General features: G+C 72.3%; 15 protein-coding genes. 9 read left to right on the plus strand and 6 right to left on the minus strand.

From position 1 onward, the window contains the following. Positions 1 to 653, minus strand: a 653-nt coding sequence (locus ABZ822_RS13010) for a biotin carboxylase N-terminal domain-containing protein (RefSeq protein ID WP_360851497.1), incomplete at its 3' end; no start/stop codon positions are given. A gap of 390 nt (positions 654 to 1,043) precedes the next feature. On the opposite strand from ABZ822_RS13010, the gene ABZ822_RS13015 reads away from it, so the two are divergent. After that, positions 1,044 to 1,478: a hypothetical protein gene (locus ABZ822_RS13015; RefSeq protein WP_360851500.1), complete on the plus strand. Its 435-nt coding sequence runs from the start codon at positions 1,044 to 1,046 to the stop codon at positions 1,476 to 1,478. Positions 1,479 to 1,575: 97 nt separating this feature from the next. On the opposite strand, the gene ABZ822_RS13020 is transcribed toward ABZ822_RS13015, so the two are convergent. The 4 genes from ABZ822_RS13020 to ABZ822_RS13035 form a co-directional block, all read right to left on the minus strand. Further along, positions 1,576 to 2,193, minus strand: a complete 618-nt coding sequence (locus ABZ822_RS13020) for a nucleoside triphosphate pyrophosphatase (protein ID WP_360851503.1) — start codon at positions 2,191 to 2,193, stop codon at positions 1,576 to 1,578. Positions 2,194 to 2,324: 131 nt separating this feature from the next. After that, positions 2,325 to 2,453, minus strand: a complete 129-nt coding sequence (locus tag ABZ822_RS13025) for a hypothetical protein (protein ID WP_360851506.1) — start codon at positions 2,451 to 2,453, stop codon at positions 2,325 to 2,327. A gap of 112 nt (positions 2,454 to 2,565) precedes the next feature. Next, positions 2,566 to 2,772: an acyl-CoA carboxylase epsilon subunit gene (locus ABZ822_RS13030; protein ID WP_360851509.1), complete on the minus strand. Its 207-nt coding sequence runs from the start codon at positions 2,770 to 2,772 to the stop codon at positions 2,566 to 2,568. Positions 2,773 to 2,823: 51 nt separating this feature from the next. Further along, the gene (locus tag ABZ822_RS13035; RefSeq protein WP_360851512.1) at positions 2,824 to 4,431 is read right to left on the minus strand and encodes an acyl-CoA carboxylase subunit beta; all 1,608 of its coding nucleotides are present in this window, start codon (positions 4,429 to 4,431) and stop codon (positions 2,824 to 2,826) included. Between the two features lie 273 nt (positions 4,432 to 4,704). Between ABZ822_RS13035 and ABZ822_RS13040 the strand changes: the two genes are divergently transcribed. The 5 genes from ABZ822_RS13040 to hutH all read left to right on the plus strand — a co-directional run bounded on the left by ABZ822_RS13040 (position 4,705) and on the right by hutH (position 11,075). Beyond that, positions 4,705 to 5,595, plus strand: coding sequence for a biotin--[acetyl-CoA-carboxylase] ligase (locus ABZ822_RS13040; RefSeq protein WP_360851515.1), 891 nt, complete (start codon positions 4,705 to 4,707; stop codon positions 5,593 to 5,595). Between the two features lie 256 nt (positions 5,596 to 5,851). After that, a complete protein-coding gene (locus ABZ822_RS13045; RefSeq protein ID WP_360852387.1) occupies positions 5,852 to 6,895 on the plus strand; it encodes an adenylate/guanylate cyclase domain-containing protein in 1,044 nt (347 codons plus the stop codon). A gap of 133 nt (positions 6,896 to 7,028) precedes the next feature. Further along, positions 7,029 to 7,829: an enoyl-CoA hydratase-related protein gene (locus ABZ822_RS13050; protein WP_360851518.1), complete on the plus strand. Its 801-nt coding sequence runs from the start codon at positions 7,029 to 7,031 to the stop codon at positions 7,827 to 7,829. Between the two features lie 156 nt (positions 7,830 to 7,985). Beyond that, on the plus strand, positions 7,986 to 9,104 hold the full coding sequence (locus tag ABZ822_RS13055) for a GGDEF domain-containing protein (RefSeq protein WP_360852390.1): 1,119 nt from the start codon (positions 7,986 to 7,988) through the stop codon (positions 9,102 to 9,104). A gap of 426 nt (positions 9,105 to 9,530) precedes the next feature. Continuing rightward, a complete protein-coding gene (hutH, locus tag ABZ822_RS13060) occupies positions 9,531 to 11,075 on the plus strand; it encodes a histidine ammonia-lyase (RefSeq protein WP_360851521.1) in 1,545 nt (514 codons plus the stop codon). Positions 11,076 to 11,209: 134 nt separating this feature from the next. Here hutH and ABZ822_RS13065 read toward each other — a convergent pair whose 3' ends face one another. Beyond that, complete coding sequence (locus ABZ822_RS13065; RefSeq protein WP_360851524.1) at positions 11,210 to 11,554, minus strand: hypothetical protein; 345 nt, start codon at positions 11,552 to 11,554, stop codon at positions 11,210 to 11,212. Between the two features lie 106 nt (positions 11,555 to 11,660). On the opposite strand from ABZ822_RS13065, the gene ABZ822_RS13070 reads away from it, so the two are divergent. From ABZ822_RS13070 to ABZ822_RS13080, 3 genes are all read left to right on the plus strand, one after another. Beyond that, on the plus strand, positions 11,661 to 12,056 hold the full coding sequence (locus ABZ822_RS13070) for a hypothetical protein (RefSeq protein WP_360851527.1): 396 nt from the start codon (positions 11,661 to 11,663) through the stop codon (positions 12,054 to 12,056). A 340-nt stretch (positions 12,057 to 12,396) separates the two neighbouring features. After that, positions 12,397 to 13,674: an Ig-like domain-containing protein gene (locus tag ABZ822_RS13075; protein ID WP_360851530.1), complete on the plus strand. Its 1,278-nt coding sequence runs from the start codon at positions 12,397 to 12,399 to the stop codon at positions 13,672 to 13,674. Positions 13,675 to 13,920: 246 nt separating this feature from the next. After that, complete coding sequence (locus tag ABZ822_RS13080) at positions 13,921 to 17,292, plus strand: S8 family peptidase (protein ID WP_360851533.1); 3,372 nt, start codon at positions 13,921 to 13,923, stop codon at positions 17,290 to 17,292. Positions 17,293 to 17,431 lie beyond the last annotated feature (139 nt).

Genomic DNA, 17,431 nt, shown 5'->3' on the forward strand with positions numbered 1-17,431 from the left:
CCGTGCTGGTCGGCCAGGCACTGGGTCTCGACGTGGCGGGGCTTGTCGAGGTAGCGCTCGACGAAGCATTCGCCGCGGCCGAAGGCGGCGACGGCCTCGCGGACGGCGGAGTCGTAGAGCTCGGGCACTTCTTCGAGGGTGCGGGCGACCTTCAGGCCGCGTCCGCCGCCGCCGAAGGCGGCCTTGATGGCGATGGGCAGGCCGTGCTGCTCGGCGAAGGCCACGACCTCCTCGGCCCCGCTGACGGGGTCGGGGGTGCCGGCGACGAGCGGGGCGCCGGCGCGCTGGGCGATGTGGCGGGCGGCGACCTTGTCGCCGAGGTCGCGGATGGCGTGCGGGGGCGGCCCGATCCAGATCAGGCCCGCGTCGAGCACCGCCTGCGCGAACTCGGCGTTCTCCGAGAGGAATCCGTAGCCGGGGTGGACCGCGTCGGCTCCGGAGTCGGCTGCGGCCTGCAGGACTTTGGCGATGTCCAGGTAGCTGGTGGCCGGGGTGTCACCACCCAGCGCGTAGGCCTCGTCGGCCGCGCGGACGTGCAGGGCGTCCCGGTCCGGGTCGGCGTAGATGGCTACGCATCCGATCCCGGCGTCCCGACAGGCTCGGGCAACGCGGACAGCGATTTCGCCACGGTTGGCGATGAGCACCTTGCGCACGATGGCTCCCTCCTTGAAACAAGGCGAGTTTAGGGACTACCGACACGGCCTGCCGAGCCGGACTCGGGGGTGACCTTGCCCACACGCAGCGTCATCCGGGTGCCGAGGGAGTGCCGAAATTCCTTGTCGTCCCACGGTACGCCCGGAAGTCTCAAGGAATTCTCGCGATCTGGTGTGGTCAAGATCTCTGCGGTTCGAACCAGCCGCGAGGAAGCTTCCTTTGTCGGATCCCTACCAACGCCGGGCGGAAACTTTGCTGAAGGGATCCGTCCTGCCGGGTGACGCGCGTCCGGAGTCTGCAGAACCCTTGTTTTAGCGGATTACCGGTTAGTAGCGTGACTAGTCTCTGTCCGGACCGGCGGTAACGACGTGAAGTGGGGTGGGTGGGGGGTGGCTCGGAGACCTGTGGCCGCGGTGGCGGCCGTGCTGCTGTTCCTGGAGGCAGTCGGCATCGTCCTGGTCAACATGATCCTCGGCATATCCGTGGACCGGCAGAAGATGTCGCTCGCCGGGCTCGATCCGGAAGCCATGAGCGTCTCGACCTGGATCATGGGCGGCGTCTTCGGTCTCTACCTGGCGGCCTGCGCGGTCGTCCTGGTCCGCTGCGCGCTGACCGACCGCGCCCCCGGGCGCTTCGCCCGCATCCTGCTCATCACCGGCGCGGTGGTGCACGGCGTGCTCGGCGCCCTCACCGTCGGCCTGGTCGGGTGGGAGGCGTTCGCCTTCATGATGGTCGTCTTCGGGCTCATCGTGCTGACGCTCGTGGCCTATCCGGCCCGGCGCCCCGAGGCCCCGGCGGCGTCCCCGGCCACGGCCGAGTCGTAAGCCCCCTCCCGCAGGGGACCGCGGGCGCCGTACGGACGTCCGTACGGATGCCCGCGGGGGTCCCGGCCGTGGACCCGTACGCCGCGAAGGGGCGGCGCTACGCCCAGAGTTCCGTGATCCCCGTGCCCACGTCGGCGAGCAGCCGGCGCAGCAGCGGCAGCGACAGCCCGATGACATTGCCCGGGTCCCCGTCGATGCCGTCGACGAACGGAGCGGAGCGGCCGTCGAGGGTGAACGCGCCCGCCACGTGCAGCGGTTCACCGCTCGCCACGTACGCCGCGATCTCCGCGTCCGTCGGTTCGCCGAACCGGACCGTCGTCGAGGCGGTGGCGGAAGTCTGCCGTCCGGTCGCCGTGTCGATCACGCAGTGGCCGGTGCGCAGGATGCCCGAACGCCCCCGCATCGACTTCCAGCGGGCCGTCGCGTCCTCGGCGTCGGACGGCTTCCCGTACGCCTGGCCGTCGAGTTCCAGCACCGAGTCGCAGCCGACGACGAGCGCGCCCGCCGCCTCCGGGCGTGCGGCCACCGCGGCGGCCTTGGCCTCGGCGAGCAGCCGGGCCAGTTCCTCCGGGGAGCCGGCGCTGATCGCGTCCTCGTCGACACCGCTGACGATGACGTCGGGCGCGAGCCCCGCCTGACGCAGCAGCCCGAGGCGGGCGGGCGAGGCGGAGGCGAGGACGAGGTGACGCCGGGCGGAGGCGGAAGGCTCGGTCATGGGCCCCAGGGTATCGGCCGCCTGCCTGCCTGGACGGCGGAGTGCGCCCCCGGCTCCGGGCCGCCGCCCGGCAGTCGTCCGGGCCGCCGGGGTCCTGGGACCGCGGCCGGGCTCCCGTGTCCCCTCCGCCCTCAGCGGCCGAGCACGATCATCATCGTGACCAGGGCCACGACCGCCAGCACCCAGCCCACGCGACGGAGTTTCGCCACGGCGTCGCGCAGTTCCTGCGGCGGCTCGTCGGGGGGGTCGGACCAGAGCATGCTTCGATACTCCGGCGCAAACAGGCGCGCCGCCTGAGTACGCGTACTCAGGCGGCACGGTCCGGAGGGACCAGTCCGCCGGTCCCGTCCCCGCTTCAGGCGGTCGCGCGGGTCACTTCGGCCAGCTCGAACTGCGCCACGCCTTCGCGCCGGGCTGCGGCAGCGACCGGCGCGGCACGTTGCGCTCCTTGTCGGCCCACTCGTCGAGATCCTCCTGCGCCGCGAGAGCGGCTCCCGCCGCCGCGGCGCGCGCCTGGACCACCGCAAGGGCGGCGGCCAGCTCCTCGGGGGTGGGATTGCCCCGTACGACCTTGTACATGCGCGGCCTCCTCGATGTCCTCGCGGTTCTGATACCCGGGCAGCCCCCGCCTTAGAGCGGGATGTTGCCGTGCTTCTTCGGCGGCAGGGACTCGCGCTTGTTGCGCAGGGTGCGCAGGCCGCGGACGATGTGGCGCCGGGTCTCGGACGGCATGATCACCGCGTCGATGTAGCCGCGCTCGGCGGCGACGTACGGGTTGAGCAGCGCGTCCTCGTACTCGGCGATCAGCCGTGCCCGCACCTCCTCCGCCTGTTCGGGCGTCTCGGCCGCGGCGATCGTGCGGCGGTGCAGGATGTTGACCGCTCCCTGCGCGCCCATGACCGCGATCTGGGCCGTCGGCCAGGCGAGGTTGAGGTCGGCGCCGAGGTGCTTGGAGCCCATGACGTCGTACGCGCCGCCGAACGCCTTGCGGGTGATGACCGTGATGAGCGGGACGGTGGCTTCCGCGTAGGCGTAGATCAGCTTGGCGCCGCGCCGGATGATGCCGTTGAACTCCTGCTCGGTGCCGGGCAGGAAGCCGGGCACGTCCACGAAGGTCAGCACGGGGACGTTGAAGGCGTCACAGGTGCGGACGAAGCGCGCGGCCTTCTCGGAGGCGGCGATGTCCAGGCAGCCGGCGAACTGCATCGGCTGGTTGGCGACGATGCCCACGGGGTGGCCCTCGACGCGGCCGAAGCCGGTGACGATGTTCGGCGCGAACATCGCCTGGGTCTCCAGGAACTCGTGGTCGTCGAGGACGTGCTCGATCAGCCGGTGCATGTCGTACGGCTGGTTCGCCGAGTCCGGGATGATCGAGTCCAGCTCGAGATCCTCGTCACCTGTCTCGAGGTCGGCCTCCTCGGCGAAGACCGGAGGCTCGCTGAGGTTGTTGGACGGCAGGTACGACAGCAGCGACTTGATGTACTCGATGGCGTCCTTCTCGTCGCCCGCCATGTGGTGCGCCACACCGGAGGTGGTGTTGTGCGTGCGGGCGCCGCCCAGCTCCTCGAAGCCCACGTCCTCGCCGGTGACGGTCTTGATGACGTCAGGTCCGGTGATGAACATGTGCGAGGTCTTGTCGACCATGACCGTGAAATCGGTGATCGCGGGGGAGTAGACCGCGCCGCCCGCGCACGGGCCGACGACCAGGCTGATCTGCGGGATCACGCCGGAGGCGTGGGTGTTGCGCCGGAAGATCTCGCCGTAGAGGCCGAGCGCGCTGACGCCCTCCTGGATACGGGCGCCGCCGGAGTCGTTGATGCCGATCACCGGGCAGCCGTTCTTCAGCGCGAAGTCCATCACCTTGACGATCTTCTCGCCGTAGACCTCGCCCAGGGCGCCGCCGAAGACCGTGAAGTCCTGGGAGAAGACGGCCACCGGACGGCCGTCGACCGTGCCGTAGCCGGTGACGACGCCGTCGCCGTACGGGCGGGTGGCGTCCAGGCCGAAGTTGGTGGAGCGGTGCCGGGCGAACTCGTCGAGCTCGACGAACGACCCCTCGTCGAGCAGGAGGTCGACGCGCTCACGAGCCGTCAGCTTGCCCTTGGCGTGCTGCTTCTCGACCGCGCGCTGCGACCCGGCGTGCGTCGCCTCCTCGATCCGCCGCTTCAGATCCGCGATCTTCCCCGCGGTCGTCTGGGCGCTTCGGTTGTTCTCTGCGGCGATTTCCGGCTCGGACATCGGGATGCGGCTCCTGCTCGTCCTGGATGTGCTGGCGACCTGTGGAGGGGCTGCCTGCTGGATGGGCTACCGACTCGTAGCGTATCGGCGACACTGCGCTATGGCAGTGCGGCGTTGGCCACACCGCCCGCCCTTCGCAAGGCCCAGGTCAAGGTGGTACGGGCCGAGTCCGCCGGCCGGGCACCGGGACCGTCCGTACGGGCGCCGGGTGATCTTGGCGCCCCACCGATTCCCGACCCGCCCCCTCGCGCCACCCGGGCCTACGCTGGCCGCATGACGCCGATGCCGCCCGGATCGCCCGGCACCCCGCAGCCCGACCCCTCCTCCGGCCGCTGGTCCGACCTCGAGCGGCCACCGCTGAACGCCGACGCCTTGCGCAGGGCGCTCGTGCGGTCCGGCAGCCTGTGGAGCGGCCTCGACGTGGTCGAGATCACCGGGTCGACCAACAGCGATCTCGCCGAGCGCGCCGCGAAGGGCGAGGTGCGCGAGGGCGCGGTCCTGGTGGCCGAGGAGCAGTCCGCGGGGCGCGGGCGCCTGGAGCGGACCTGGACCGCTCCGTCGCGCTCGGGCCTTTTCTTCTCGGTGTACCTCGAACCCGAGGTCCCCGTCGAGCGCTGGGGCTGGCTGCCGCTGCTCGCCGGCGTGGCGACGGCCACCGCCCTGTCCCGCGCCGCCGGTGTGGACACGGCCCTGAAGTGGCCCAACGACCTGCTCGTGCACGTCGGGGACGAGGAGCGCAAGGTCGGCGGCATCCTCACCGAGCGCTCCGGGGACGGCGTCGTCGTCGGCATCGGCCTCAACGTGTCGCTGCACGCGGACGAACTGCCCGTCCCGGAGGCGGGATCCCTCACCCTCGCCGGTGCTCCCGCGGCCGACCGGGACCCGTTGCTGCGCGCGATCCTGCGCTCGCTGGAGCAGTGGTACGCGGACTGGCGGGGCGCCGGAGGGGACCCCGGGGCAAGCCGTCTGCAAGAGGCCTACGCGGCGGGGTGTGCGACGCTCGGCAGGACGGTGCGCGCGGTGCTGCCCGGCGACCGGGAAATCACGGGCGAGGCCGTGGCGATCGACGGTGACGGGAGGCTCGTCCTGGCCACCGAGGACGGGGTGCAGAAGCCGGTGGGGGCCGGGGACATCGTCCATCTGCGTGCTGCCCGGGGAGAGTGAGCCACGGCACACCTGCCGTATCGTTGACGGGCCGGACCAGGCAGAGCGGGCCGAGTGGGCGGAGCGGGCGAGAAGTGAGCGGACTGGCTGTGAGCTGGGGTCCCCCATGTCGAAGGCTGGGGGAGCATCGGACCGGGGGCGGGCCGTGACCGACGACGACGACGCGACTCCCGGCGACGCGATTCCTGGCGACGCGACTCCCGGCGACGCGGCTCCCGACGATTCCGCGCCGGACGGCCCGGCGCCCGACGACTCGGTGCCGGAGGAGGAGAACCCGCTCGCCCTCCGGCTCGAACAGCTCATCCTCGGATCGGAACGCCGCTACACCCCGTTCCAGGCGGCGCGGAGCGCGGGCGTCTCCATGGAACTCGCCTCCCGCTTCTGGCGGGCCATGGGATTCGCCGACATCGGCCAGGCCAAGGCGCTCACCGAGGCCGATGTGCTCGCCCTGCGGCGGCTCGCCGGTCTGGTCGAGGCCGGGCTGCTGAGCGAGGCGATGGCCGTGCAGGTGGCGCGCTCGACCGGACAGACCACGGCCCGGCTGGCGGAGTGGCAGATCGACTCGTTCCTGGAGGGGCTCACCGAACCGCCCGAGCCCGGCATGACGCGTACGGAAGTCACGTATCCGCTGGTCGAGCTGTTGCTCCCGGAGCTGGAGGAGTTCCTCGTCTACGTGTGGCGGCGGCAGCTCGCGGCCGCCACCGGGCGCGTGGTGCAGGCCGGCGACGACGAGGAGATGGTCGACCGTCGGCTGGCCGTCGGCTTCGCGGACCTCGTCGGTTTCACGCGGCTGACGCGGCGGCTGGAGGAGGAGGAGCTCGGCGAGCTGGTCGAGGCGTTCGAGACCACGGCCGCCGACCTGGTCGCCGCCCACGGCGGCCGGCTGATCAAGACCCTGGGGGACGAGGTCCTGTTCGCGGCGGACGACGCCGGGGTCGCGGGTGAGATCGGGCTGCGGCTCATCGAGACGATGACCCACGACGAGACGATGCCGGAGCTGCGGGTCGGCATGGCCTTCGGGACCGTGACGACGCGCATGGGCGACGTGTTCGGGACGACGGTGAACCTGGCGAGCCGGCTGACATCGATAGCGCCCAAGGACGCGGTGCTGGTCGACGGCGCGTTCGCCGAGGGACTGATGCGGACGGGCGAGGCGCCCGAATCCGAGGCGGAGGCCGCGAAGGCCGAGAAGGAGGGCAAGGGCGGGGACACGTACCGCTTCGCCCTCCAGCCGATGTGGCAGCGGCCGGTCCGCGGGCTCGGGGTCGTGGAGCCGTGGCTCCTGACCCGGCGCGGCTGACCCCGCCCGGATGACCGGCCCCGGGACCGCGGAGAAGCTCCCCCGGACCGGCCCGGGTACCGGCGACGGCCGGGGCCCGCCGGTGCGATGATGCCTGACGCCAGAGGTACACGATCGTTAACCGGGAGGGCGCATGGGCAGCGAGCAGCGGTACGGGGAGTGGGTCGCGGTACGGCGGCACGGCGAGCATGTGGCCGAGCTCGTCCTGGACCGCCCCAAGGCGATGAACGCCGTGTCGACGGAGATGGCCCGGGCGCTCACGGAGGCGTGCGAGGCGCTCTCCGCGGACCGTTCGGCGCGGGTCGTCGTCCTGACCTCCAGCCATGACCGCGCGTTCTGCGTCGGCGCCGACCTCAAGGAGCGCAACTCCTTCACCGACGCGCAGCTGCTGCGGCAGCGCCCGGTGACCCGGGCCGCGTACACCGCCGTGCTCGACCTGCCCATGCCCACGATCGCCGCGGTGCACGGCTTCGCCCTCGGCGGCGGCTTCGAGATCGCGCTCGCCTGCGACCTGATCGTCGCGGACGGGACCGCGGTCGTCGGCCTGCCCGAGGTCTCGGTCGGCGTGATCCCCGGCGGCGGCGGTACGCAGCTCCTGCCGCGGCGGGTGGGCGCGGCCCGCGCCGCCGAGCTGGTGTTCACCGCACGGCGGGTGGAGGCCGCGGAGGCCCGGGAGTTGGGCCTGGTCGATCAGCTCGTCGACGACGGCGCCGACCGGGACGAGGCGCTGGCGCTCGCCGCGCGGATCGGGGCGAACTCGCCCGTCGGGCTGAGGGCCGCCAAGCGCGCGATGCGGCTGGGCCACGGCCTGGACCTGCGCGCCGGGCTGGAGGTGGAGGACGCCGCCTGGCGCAGCGTGGCTTTCTCCGGGGACCGCGCGGAGGGCGTCGCGGCCTTCAACGAGAAGCGGACACCGGACTGGCCGGGCGAATAGTTGAATGTCGCCCCCATGAACAGGGCAAAGGGGGGTGAATGTTCCTAGGCTGGGTGCCGAGGAGGGCACACGGCTACGGAATGTGAGGTGCCGGTGTCGGGCGACGGTGGCGGAGGCGACGCGCGGCTGCGCGCGGTGGTGGGCCTGGCGCAGGCCATGGCGGCCGCGCAGACCGCGCGCGAGTCCGTGCACGCCGCGGCCGCCGGGGCCATGACGGCACTCGGCGGGACCTTCGCCGCGCTGTCCGTCTGGGAGCGGGAGCTGGGGCGGCTCCGGGTGCTCGTCAACACCGGCGAACTCGCCGAGGGGGAGGAGGACTTCCCCGAGGACGAGTCGTATCCGGTGCACGAGTTCCCGGAGATCGCCGAGATCCTCCACGAGCGCTGGGTCGGCGACGGCGAGCCCAACGCCTGGGTGGAGACGGCCGAGGGCCCCGAGCCCGGCGCGTACGCCCACCCGGACGCGCGCCCCGGCGGAAGCTGGGGCAGGGCGGCGGCGCTGCGCCGGCGCGGCCGCGGCTGCTGCGTGGTGGCGCCGATCGTGCTGCACGGGCGGGCGTGGGGCGAGCTGTACGTGGCGCGGCGGGTCGGGGAGCCGGTGTTCGACCGCGACGACGCGGACTTCGCGACCGTCCTCGCGGCCGTCACGGCGGCCGGGATCGCGCAGACGGAGCGCCTGGAGGAGGCCCGCCGCCTCGCCTTCACCGACCCGCTCACCGGCCTGGCGAACAGGCGGCTGGTCGACATGCGCCTCGACGAGGCCGTGGACCGCCACCACGCCGACGGCACGGTCGTCAGCCTGGTCGTCTGCGACCTGAACGGCCTCAAGCGGGTCAACGACTCGCTCGGGCACGCCGTCGGCGACCGTCTGCTGGAACGGTTCGGCTCACTGCTCTCGCTGTGCGGGGCGATGCTCCCGGGCGCGCTGGTGGCGCGCCTGGGCGGCGACGAGTTCTGCCTGCTCGCGGTGGGGCCGCCGGCCGACGAGGTGGTGCATGCCGCCGGCGAACTGTGCCGCCGCGCGGCCGAGTTGGACCTGGGCGAGGGCGTGGCCTGCGGGGTCGCGTCCACGGGCGAGCAGATCGGTCCCGTACGGTCCGCGCGCCGCCTCTTCCGGCTCGCGGACGCGGCGCAGTACCGGGCGAAGGCGGCCCGCTCCGAGAAGCCCGTCGTCGCGGGCCGCGAGGGTCCGGACGACCCGGTCGTCCGCCTCGCGGAGTCGCCCCCGGAGGCCGGTCCGGAACGCCGCCGCTTCCGCAACCGCCGCGACGGCTGAACCCGGAGGCGGCCTGACGCGGGCCCGCGGCGGGGGCGCGGCCGCGCCTCGGGGAGGCGAGCGGGGTGGGAGGCGAGTGGCGGGTCGTGGGGACGGGCGTTCCGTGCGGGCCGATGGGTCGGCCCTCCGCTGCGGGAGCGGGACACCGGAGCCGTGCGGGAGCCCGGCCCTGTCGACGGTGAAGGCGCCGGCGGCGTTCCGGACGGAGCCTCGGCGGGCCGGGTGCGGGGCTCGGCCCGCGTGGTCCTCGGCGGGCGCCGGGCCGTGCGTCGCCGTTGTCGGGTGCGGTCCCGCCGGTGTCCCCGGCAGCGCGCGCCGGGCCGGTCCGCGTGCGCGATCCTGGTGGCGCGCCGCGGCCCGCGGGGGATCCCCGGGCAAGGGACCGGCTGGTGACATTCTGCGATTCACTCTCTAGGGTGCCTGAATATGGATATGCACAATGTGGTGGTGGGGACGTCGGGGATCACGGCGGAGGACGTCATCGCCGTCGCCCGCGGCGCGGCACGGGTCGAGTTGGGCGGGGACGCGCTCGAGGCGCTCGCCCACGCGCGCGAGGTCGTCGAGGCGCTGGCCGCCAAGCCCGACCCGGTCTACGGCGTCTCGACCGGCTTCGGCGCCCTCGCCGTACGCCACATCAGCCCCGAGCTGCGCACCCAGCTGCAGCGGAACATCGTGCGCTCGCACGCCGCGGGCATGGGACCGCGCGTCGAGCGCGAGGTCGTGCGCGCCCTGATGTTCCTGCGGCTGAAGACCCTGTGCTCCGGCCGTACCGGCGTGCGCCCGCTCGTCGCCGAGACCATGGCCGCGATCCTCAACGCCGGGATCACCCCCGTCGTCCACGAGTACGGTTCCCTCGGCTGCTCCGGGGACCTCGCGCCGCTCTCGCACTGCGCCCTGACCCTCATGGGCGAGGGCGACGCCGAGGGGCCCGACGGTGTCGTGCGTCCCGCCCGTGAACTCCTCGACGCCCACGGCGTCGAGCCCGTCGTCCTCCGCGAGAAGGAGGGCCTGGCCCTCCTCAACGGCACCGACGGCATGCTCGGCATGCTGGTGATGGCCTGCGCCGACCTGGCCCGCCTCTTCACCGCGGCCGACATCACGGCCGCCCTCTCCCTGGAGGCGCTGCTCGGCACGGAGAAGGTGCTCGCGCCCGAGCTGCACGCGATCCGTCCGCACCCCGGCCAGGCGGCGAGCGCGGCCAACATGCTGAAGGTGGTGGCCGATTCGGGGCTGACCGGCCATCACCAGGACGACGCGCCGCGCGTCCAGGACGCGTACTCCGTGCGCTGCGCCCCGCAGGTCGCGGGCGCCGGCCGTGACACCCTCGACCACGCGCGTCTGGTCGCCGAGCGCGAACTCGCCTCCGCCGTGGACAATCCCGTGGTTCTTCCCGACGGCCGCGTGGAGTCCAACGGCAACTTCCACGGCGCGCCCGTGGCGTACGTCCTGGACTTCCTCGCCGTCGCCGCCGCCGACCTCGCCTCGATCGCCGAGCGTCGCACCGACCGGTTGCTGGACAAGAACCGTTCGCACGGGCTGCCGCCCTTCCTCGCGGACGACCCCGGTGTCGACTCCGGCCTGATGATCGCCCAGTACACGCAGGCCGCGCTCGTCAGCGAGATGAAGCGGCTGGCCGTACCGGCGTCGGTGGACTCCATCCCGTCCTCCGCGATGCAGGAGGACCACGTTTCCATGGGCTGGTCCGCGGCGCGCAAGCTGCGGCACGCCGTGGACAATCTCGGCCGCGTCGTCGCCGTCGAACTCGTCGCCGCCACCCGCGGGATCGAGCTGCGCGGCGGTCTGGTTCCCGGGCCCGCCGCCCAGGCGGTGCTGACGGCGGCGCGTGAGGCGGGAGTCCAAGGGGCGGGCCCGGACCGCTACTTGGCGCCGGACCTGGAGGCGGCCGTGGCGTTCGTACGGTCGGGTGCGCTGGAGCGGGTGGTCGAGTCCGTGACCGGGCCACTGGCCTGACCGGCCGGATCCGCCCGGTCAGGCGGACGGGCCGTGGCCCGTGCGGCGTGCCGGCCCGCGGCGCACCGGGCGCGGCACGTCACGGCGTGGTCGTGGACGGAACTCCCGTTCAGGGACGTTGCCGTAACGGAGCGTCAGAGCGCGGTCGTACGGGAACGGCGCGCCGCCACCGCGACCATCGCCGCACCGAACCCCAGGAAGAGGGTGCCGCCGACGAGATACGGGGTGGTGTCCACGCTGCCCGTGTCCGCGAGGTTGTCGATGTCCCCGGCGGAGCCCTGCGCCTTCGCCCCGCCCGACGCCGGAAGACCCGCTCCGGACTGCGGCGAGCCGGTGGACGACGAGACCTGACTGCCGTTCAGCGTCCGTGCGTCCGCCGTGCCGTGATCGACCGTCGCGTTCGCCGAAGGGACGAACCACAGCGCGCAGAGCAGTGAACCCGCGGCAGTTGCGGTCAGCAGCGGGCGTCGTGCGGACACGGAACGGACCCCCTTGTGGCACTGGAGACTTGGCCGTCGGACTGATGTTAGTGACAGCCGCGGGTCGCAGGAAAGTCTCGCTGTTCCGGCCCCTTACGCTCCGCGCATGACGACTGATGAGACATCCCGGTTCGTACGGCTTCGCGTGGAGCTGGTGCTGGAGGTCGCCGGCGCCGAGGACCTCACCGCCGCCGCGCTCGACCACATCGAGGCCGACACCTACATGCCGCGGGAGGAGCGCGCCCACGCCAGGGCCGCGGTCGAGCAGGACGAGGCGGAGGCGCTGGCGTACCTCGTCGACCCGTTCCGGGTCGTGGAGGGCGTCCCGGGCGTCGAGCTGGCCCAGGCGTCCTGGAGCAGCGAGCGGATCGCCTACGACCCGGACGCGGCGGAGTGGGACCTCGGCCTCGAGGGCGATGAGGACGACGAGGACGGGGAAGACGCGTACGACGACGAGGCCGCGTCCGAACGTGAGGACGGGGGCGGTCCGAGGGGTGTGTGAATCCTCACGCGGCGGCTGTGACACGTGAGGAGAACGGGAAGCATGGGGAGGAGGAGGGAGGCGGACGAAGGATCCGCGCGGGGACCTCGACGGATCGGACGACATCGTCGAGGATGAAGACCGCCCGATCGGGAAGGCGGCGCCAATGACGGCGTGAGCCAGGCGCACCGGAGACCCGGGCGCCCCCGGAGGCGGGCGGAATCTCACCACCTCGTACGTGGCGTATCCCACACTTCCCGGAGTGAGGGAACCGGACGAATGGGAATCCATGTTCTTCTCGGAAGTACCGGGACACGTGCGCCCCGTGGCCCGGACCGGGGATTCAGGGGAACCAGTAGCAATGGAGAAGCGTGTGATGACGGACGGTAAGCACCGCAAAGGGCTGGCTTTCACGGCCGTGCTGCTCGGCGGTGTGCTCACGCTCACGGCCTGCGGCGGCGACGACGGCAAGGGCGGCAACGCGGGCGACGGCCGCGGCAAGTCGCAGGAGCAGGTCGACGAGGCGGCCGCCAAGGACGCTTCCGACGCGCGAATAGCGATCTCGCCGAAGGACGGCTCCGACGACGCCGGCATCAACAGCGACGTCAAGGTCAAGGTGGCGGGCGGCAAGCTCACCAAGGTGACCATGACGGCCGTCGAGTCCGGCACCGCCGTCGAGGGCACCATCGCCGCGGGGGGCAAGACCTGGAAGCCGGACGGGCAGCTCGAGCGGTCCACCAAGTACAAGATCACCGCTGAGGCGAAGGACTCCGAGGGCCGCGAGGCCCACGAGAACTCCACGATCACCACGGTGTCCCCGGAGAACAGCTTCATCGGCAACTTCACGCCCGAGGACGGCTCCAAGGTCGGTGTCGGCATGCCGGTGTCGATCAACTTCGACAAGGCCATCTCGAACAAGGCCGATGTCCAGAAGGGCATCACCGTCACCTCGAGCAGCGGCCAGAAGGTCGTCGGCCACTGGTTCAACGGTCAGCGTCTGGACTTCCGCCCCGAGGAGTACTGGAAGGCCGGTTCCACCGTCACCATGAAGCTCGCGCTGGACGGCGTCGAGGGCGCGCCGGGCGTCAAGGGTGTGCAGAGCAAGACCGTGACCTTCACGATCGGCCGGAGCCAGGTCAGCACCGTCGACACCAAGACGCATCAGATGACGGTCGTCCGGGACGGCAAGGTCCTCAAGACCGTGCCGATCTCCGCGGGCGACCCGAAGAACCCCACGTACAACGGTCAGATGGTGATCTCCGAGAAGTTCAAGGAGACCCGGATGGACGGCTCGACCGTCGGCTTCAAGAAGAAGAACGGCAAGGGCGAGTACGACATCAAGGACGTGCCGCACGCGATGCGCCTGTCCTCGTCCGGCACCTTCATCCACGGCAACTACTGGGGCGCCGACTCGATCTTCGGCAACGTCAACACCAGCCACGGCTGCGTCGGTCTGAACGACGCCAAGGGCGCGGGTGACCCGAAGCAGCCGGGTGCGTGGTTCTACGACAACACGATGCTCGGTGACGTCGTGGTCGTCACGAACTCGCCCGACAAGACCATCGCTCCCGACAACGGCCTCAACGGCTGGAACATGTCGTGGAACGAGTGGGTCGCGGGCAGCGCGACCGGCGCCTGACGCGCGGTTCCCTTTCCCTTCAGCCGCTGGGCGGCGGCCGGTTCGAACCGGCCGCCGCCCAGCGGCTTTCGTGTGCCCGCGCGACGGTCGGAAGGGACCGGAACGGAGGTCGCTTCGTCCGATCGACCCCATGTGCCGCAATTCCGGTTCGTCCCCATGCTGTTGAACGGATGTGCTACCCCCTGCATACTCCGTGTTCCAAGGAGCCGAGGGCTCCCTGCACGGTGACAGACATCACCAGGGGGAATGGTGCACGAACAACTCAAAAGGGCCGGTGCCACCACGATCGCCTCGGCCGCGGCCATCGCGCTCACGGCAGGGTTGACCGCCTCGCCGTCGGTGGCCGGAGAGCAGGCCGAGGCCGCTTCGCCGCCCTTGTCCACGACCAGGAAGGGCGGCCCGGCCAAGCACTGGGTCACGCTCCTCACCGGCGACCGTGTCGCCGTCGACGCCCACGGCCGGCCGGTGGGCCTCGACCGCGCCGAAGGGCGCGAGCACATACCCGTCCAGATCCGCCGTGCCGGGACCGGCTCGCGCGCGGGCGGGCGCACGCACACGTACGTCGTCCCCTGGGACGCCCGGGAGCTGATCCGCGAAGGGCGGGTCGACGAGCGGCTGTTCGACGTGAGCCTGCTCAGCCGCCCCGAGTACCGCAAGGTCCACGGCGACGGTCTGCGCCTCATCGTCGGCTACAAGGGCGCGCGCCCCGCCGCCAGGGCCGGGCTCCGCTCCGCCGACGGGACCGATGTGCGCCGCAGCTTCCCGCGCCTCAACGCCGAGGCACTGAAGGCCGGACGCCAGGCGGCGCCCGCCGTCTGGGAGGCGCTGACGAAGGCGCCGCGCGGCGCCTCGCCGTTCCGCACGGCCGCCTCCGGGCTCGACCGGGTGTGGCTGGACGCCGTCCACCGCGCCCGTCTCGACAAGAGCGTGCCGCAGATCGGCGCGCCCACCGCCTGGAAGAAGGGCTTCGACGGCAAGGGCACGACGATCGCCGTGCTGGACACGGGAGTCGACCAGACCCACCCGGACCTGGCTGGCCAGGAGATCGCGGAGAAGAACTTCTCCGACGCCTCCGACAGCAAGGACCGCTACGGGCACGGCACCCACGTCGCGTCCATATCCGCCGGTACGGGCGCCAAGTCCTCCGGAAAGTACAAGGGCGTGGCGCCGGGCGCCCGCCTCCTCGACGGCAAGGTGCTCAACGACGAGGGCTCCGGCGAGGACTCCGGCATCATCGCGGGCCTGGAGTGGGCGGCCGGGCAGGGCGCCGACATCGTCAACCTCAGCCTGGGCGGCGCCGATTCGCCAGGCATCGACCCGCTGGAGGAGACGGTCAACCGTCTCTCCGCCGAGAAGGGCACGCTGTTCGTCGTCGCCTCCGGCAACGACGGCGAGATGGGCCCGGGCAGCGTCGGTTCGCCGGGCAGCGCGGACGCCGCGCTCACCGTCGGCGCGGTCGACAAGAAGGACAAGCTGGCCGACTTCTCCAGCACCGGACCGCGCGTCGGCGACGGAGCCGTCAAGCCCGATCTGACCGCGCCCGGCGTGGACATCGGAGCCGCCGCGGCCCCCGGCAGCATCGTCGCCGGGGAGGGCACGCCCGTCGCGGACGGCTATGTCGCCATCTCCGGTACGTCCATGGCCACCCCGCACGTCGCGGGCGCCGCGGCCATCCTGGCCCAGCAGCACCCCGACTGGACGGGTGGGCAGCTGAAGGCGGCGCTCACCGCCTCCACCAAGCCCGGCCCGTACACCCCGTTCCAGCAGGGTACGGGCCGGGTCGACGTCGCCCGCGCCGTCGAGCAGTCCGTCGTGGCGGACCCGGTGTCGGTGAGCTTCGGCACGCAGGCGTGGCCGCACACCGACGACAAGCCGGTGACCAAGGCCGTCACCTACCGCAACCTCGGCGGCGGCCCCGTCACGCTCGACCTCGCCGTCAAGGCCACGGGACCCGGCGGAAAGCCCGCCCCGGCCGGGATGTTCACCGTCGGCAGGAAGCGGGTCACCGTCCCGGCGGGGGGTGAGGCCGAGGTGCCGCTCACCGCGGACACCCGGCCCGGCGGCCGGCTCGACGGCGCGTACACCGCGGTGGTCACGGCGAGCGGCGGCGGGCAGACCGTCCGCACACCGGCGGCCGTGGACCGCGAGGTCGAGTCGTACGACCTGACGCTCAAGACCCTGGACCGCGGCGGCAAGCCGACCGGGAAGTACGGCACCGACCTGGACGGGCTCAGCGGCCTGGCCGCGGGGAAGTCCTTCGAGCCGCACAGCGACAGCGGCACGGTCACGGTCCGTGTCCCCAAGGGCCGTTACCTCCTCAGCTCCAGCGTGCTGGTGGACGAGGACGACATGACCAAGGGCATCGACTGGATCAACCAGCCCCGGCTCGACGTCACCAGGAAGACCACCGTCACCGTCGACGCCCGCACGGCGAAGCCGGTCGACATCCGGGTCCCGGACGGTGCGGCGAAGCCGAAGAACGCGGCCCCGGACTTCTCGGTCGAGACCGACGACTCCCTCTACGGCTACGGCTGGTGGCTCGACTCGTACCAGGGATTCCGCACCGCGCACCTGGGCCCGAAGCCGCAGGCCGGTGAGCTGTTCCAGCAGTGGACGGGCTCCTGGGCGAAGGGCGGCACACAGTACGACCTGGCGTACGGCGGCAAGGTGAGCAAGCTGGCCACCGGCTGGACCAAGCACGTGAAGAAGGCCGAACTGGCCACGGTCGCCTCGCGGCTCGGCGCCTCGGTGCCGGGGAAGAAGGGGCGCCTGTGGGCGTTCGGCTACATCCCCGGGAGCGCCGGCGGCGCGGGCTACTCCGCAGCCTTCCGGCTGCCCGGCACCAAGACCTCGTACGTCAACGCGGCCGGTGTGGACTGGGGGTTCGAGTTCGAGCAGGAGGGCAAGGACCCCCTGGAGCCGGACGCCACCTACTCGCTCGGCCCCAAGCGCTACAGGGCAGGGAAGCGCTACGAGAAGGTCTTCAACGTCGGCGTCTTCGGCCCCAGGGCCGGCGGCGGCTACGGCATCTTCCGCGACGGGAACGACCTGTTCGGCTATCTGCCGGTGTTCGCGGACGGCAAGGGGCACATCGGCAGCTCGGTGTACGACAAGGCCGTCACGACCCTCTACCGCAACGGCAAGAAGGTCGGCACCAACGACGACCCCATGGCGGGCGAGGCGTTCACCGTGCCCGCGGCCAAGGCGGACTACCGGATGACCACCTCGGTCACCCGTAGCAAGGTCGCCTCGGTGACGACCAAGCTGACCGCGAGCTGGACGTTCAGCTCGAAGAAGGTGGGCGAGGAGACCGCGCTCCCCGCGTACGCGGTCCGCTTCCGCCCGGCCCTCGCGGGCGACAGCACGGCGAAGGCCGGAGCGACGGCGCGGGTCCCGGTGACCGTCGAGGGAGCGGGCGGCGCCGGCAACATCCGGTCACTGACCGTGTACGTGTCGTACGACGGTGGTGAGCACTGGAAGAAGGCCAAGGTCGGCCAGGGCACGGTGACGCTGAAGAATCCCCGGGCGGGCAAGGGCGTCGCGCTCCGCGCCCACGTCAAGGACCGGAAGGGCAACGCTCTGACGCAGACGCTCTACAACGCGTACCGGGGCAGGTAGCCCGGACACGGCGGCCGGACGCCGCAACCGGGTACGGCGAACGGCGGCGGGGGGCCGCCGGCGGGGGGGGGAGCGGCGGCGGCGCCCGGGGGGGGGGGGGACCGGCGCGGGAGCGGGGGGGGCCCGCGCGGGGGGGGCG

Origin of the sequence: Streptomyces sp. NPDC047108 (genome assembly GCF_040643575.1) — a bacterium.
In the GTDB taxonomy this organism is placed as follows: domain Bacteria; phylum Actinomycetota; class Actinomycetes; order Streptomycetales; family Streptomycetaceae; genus Streptomyces.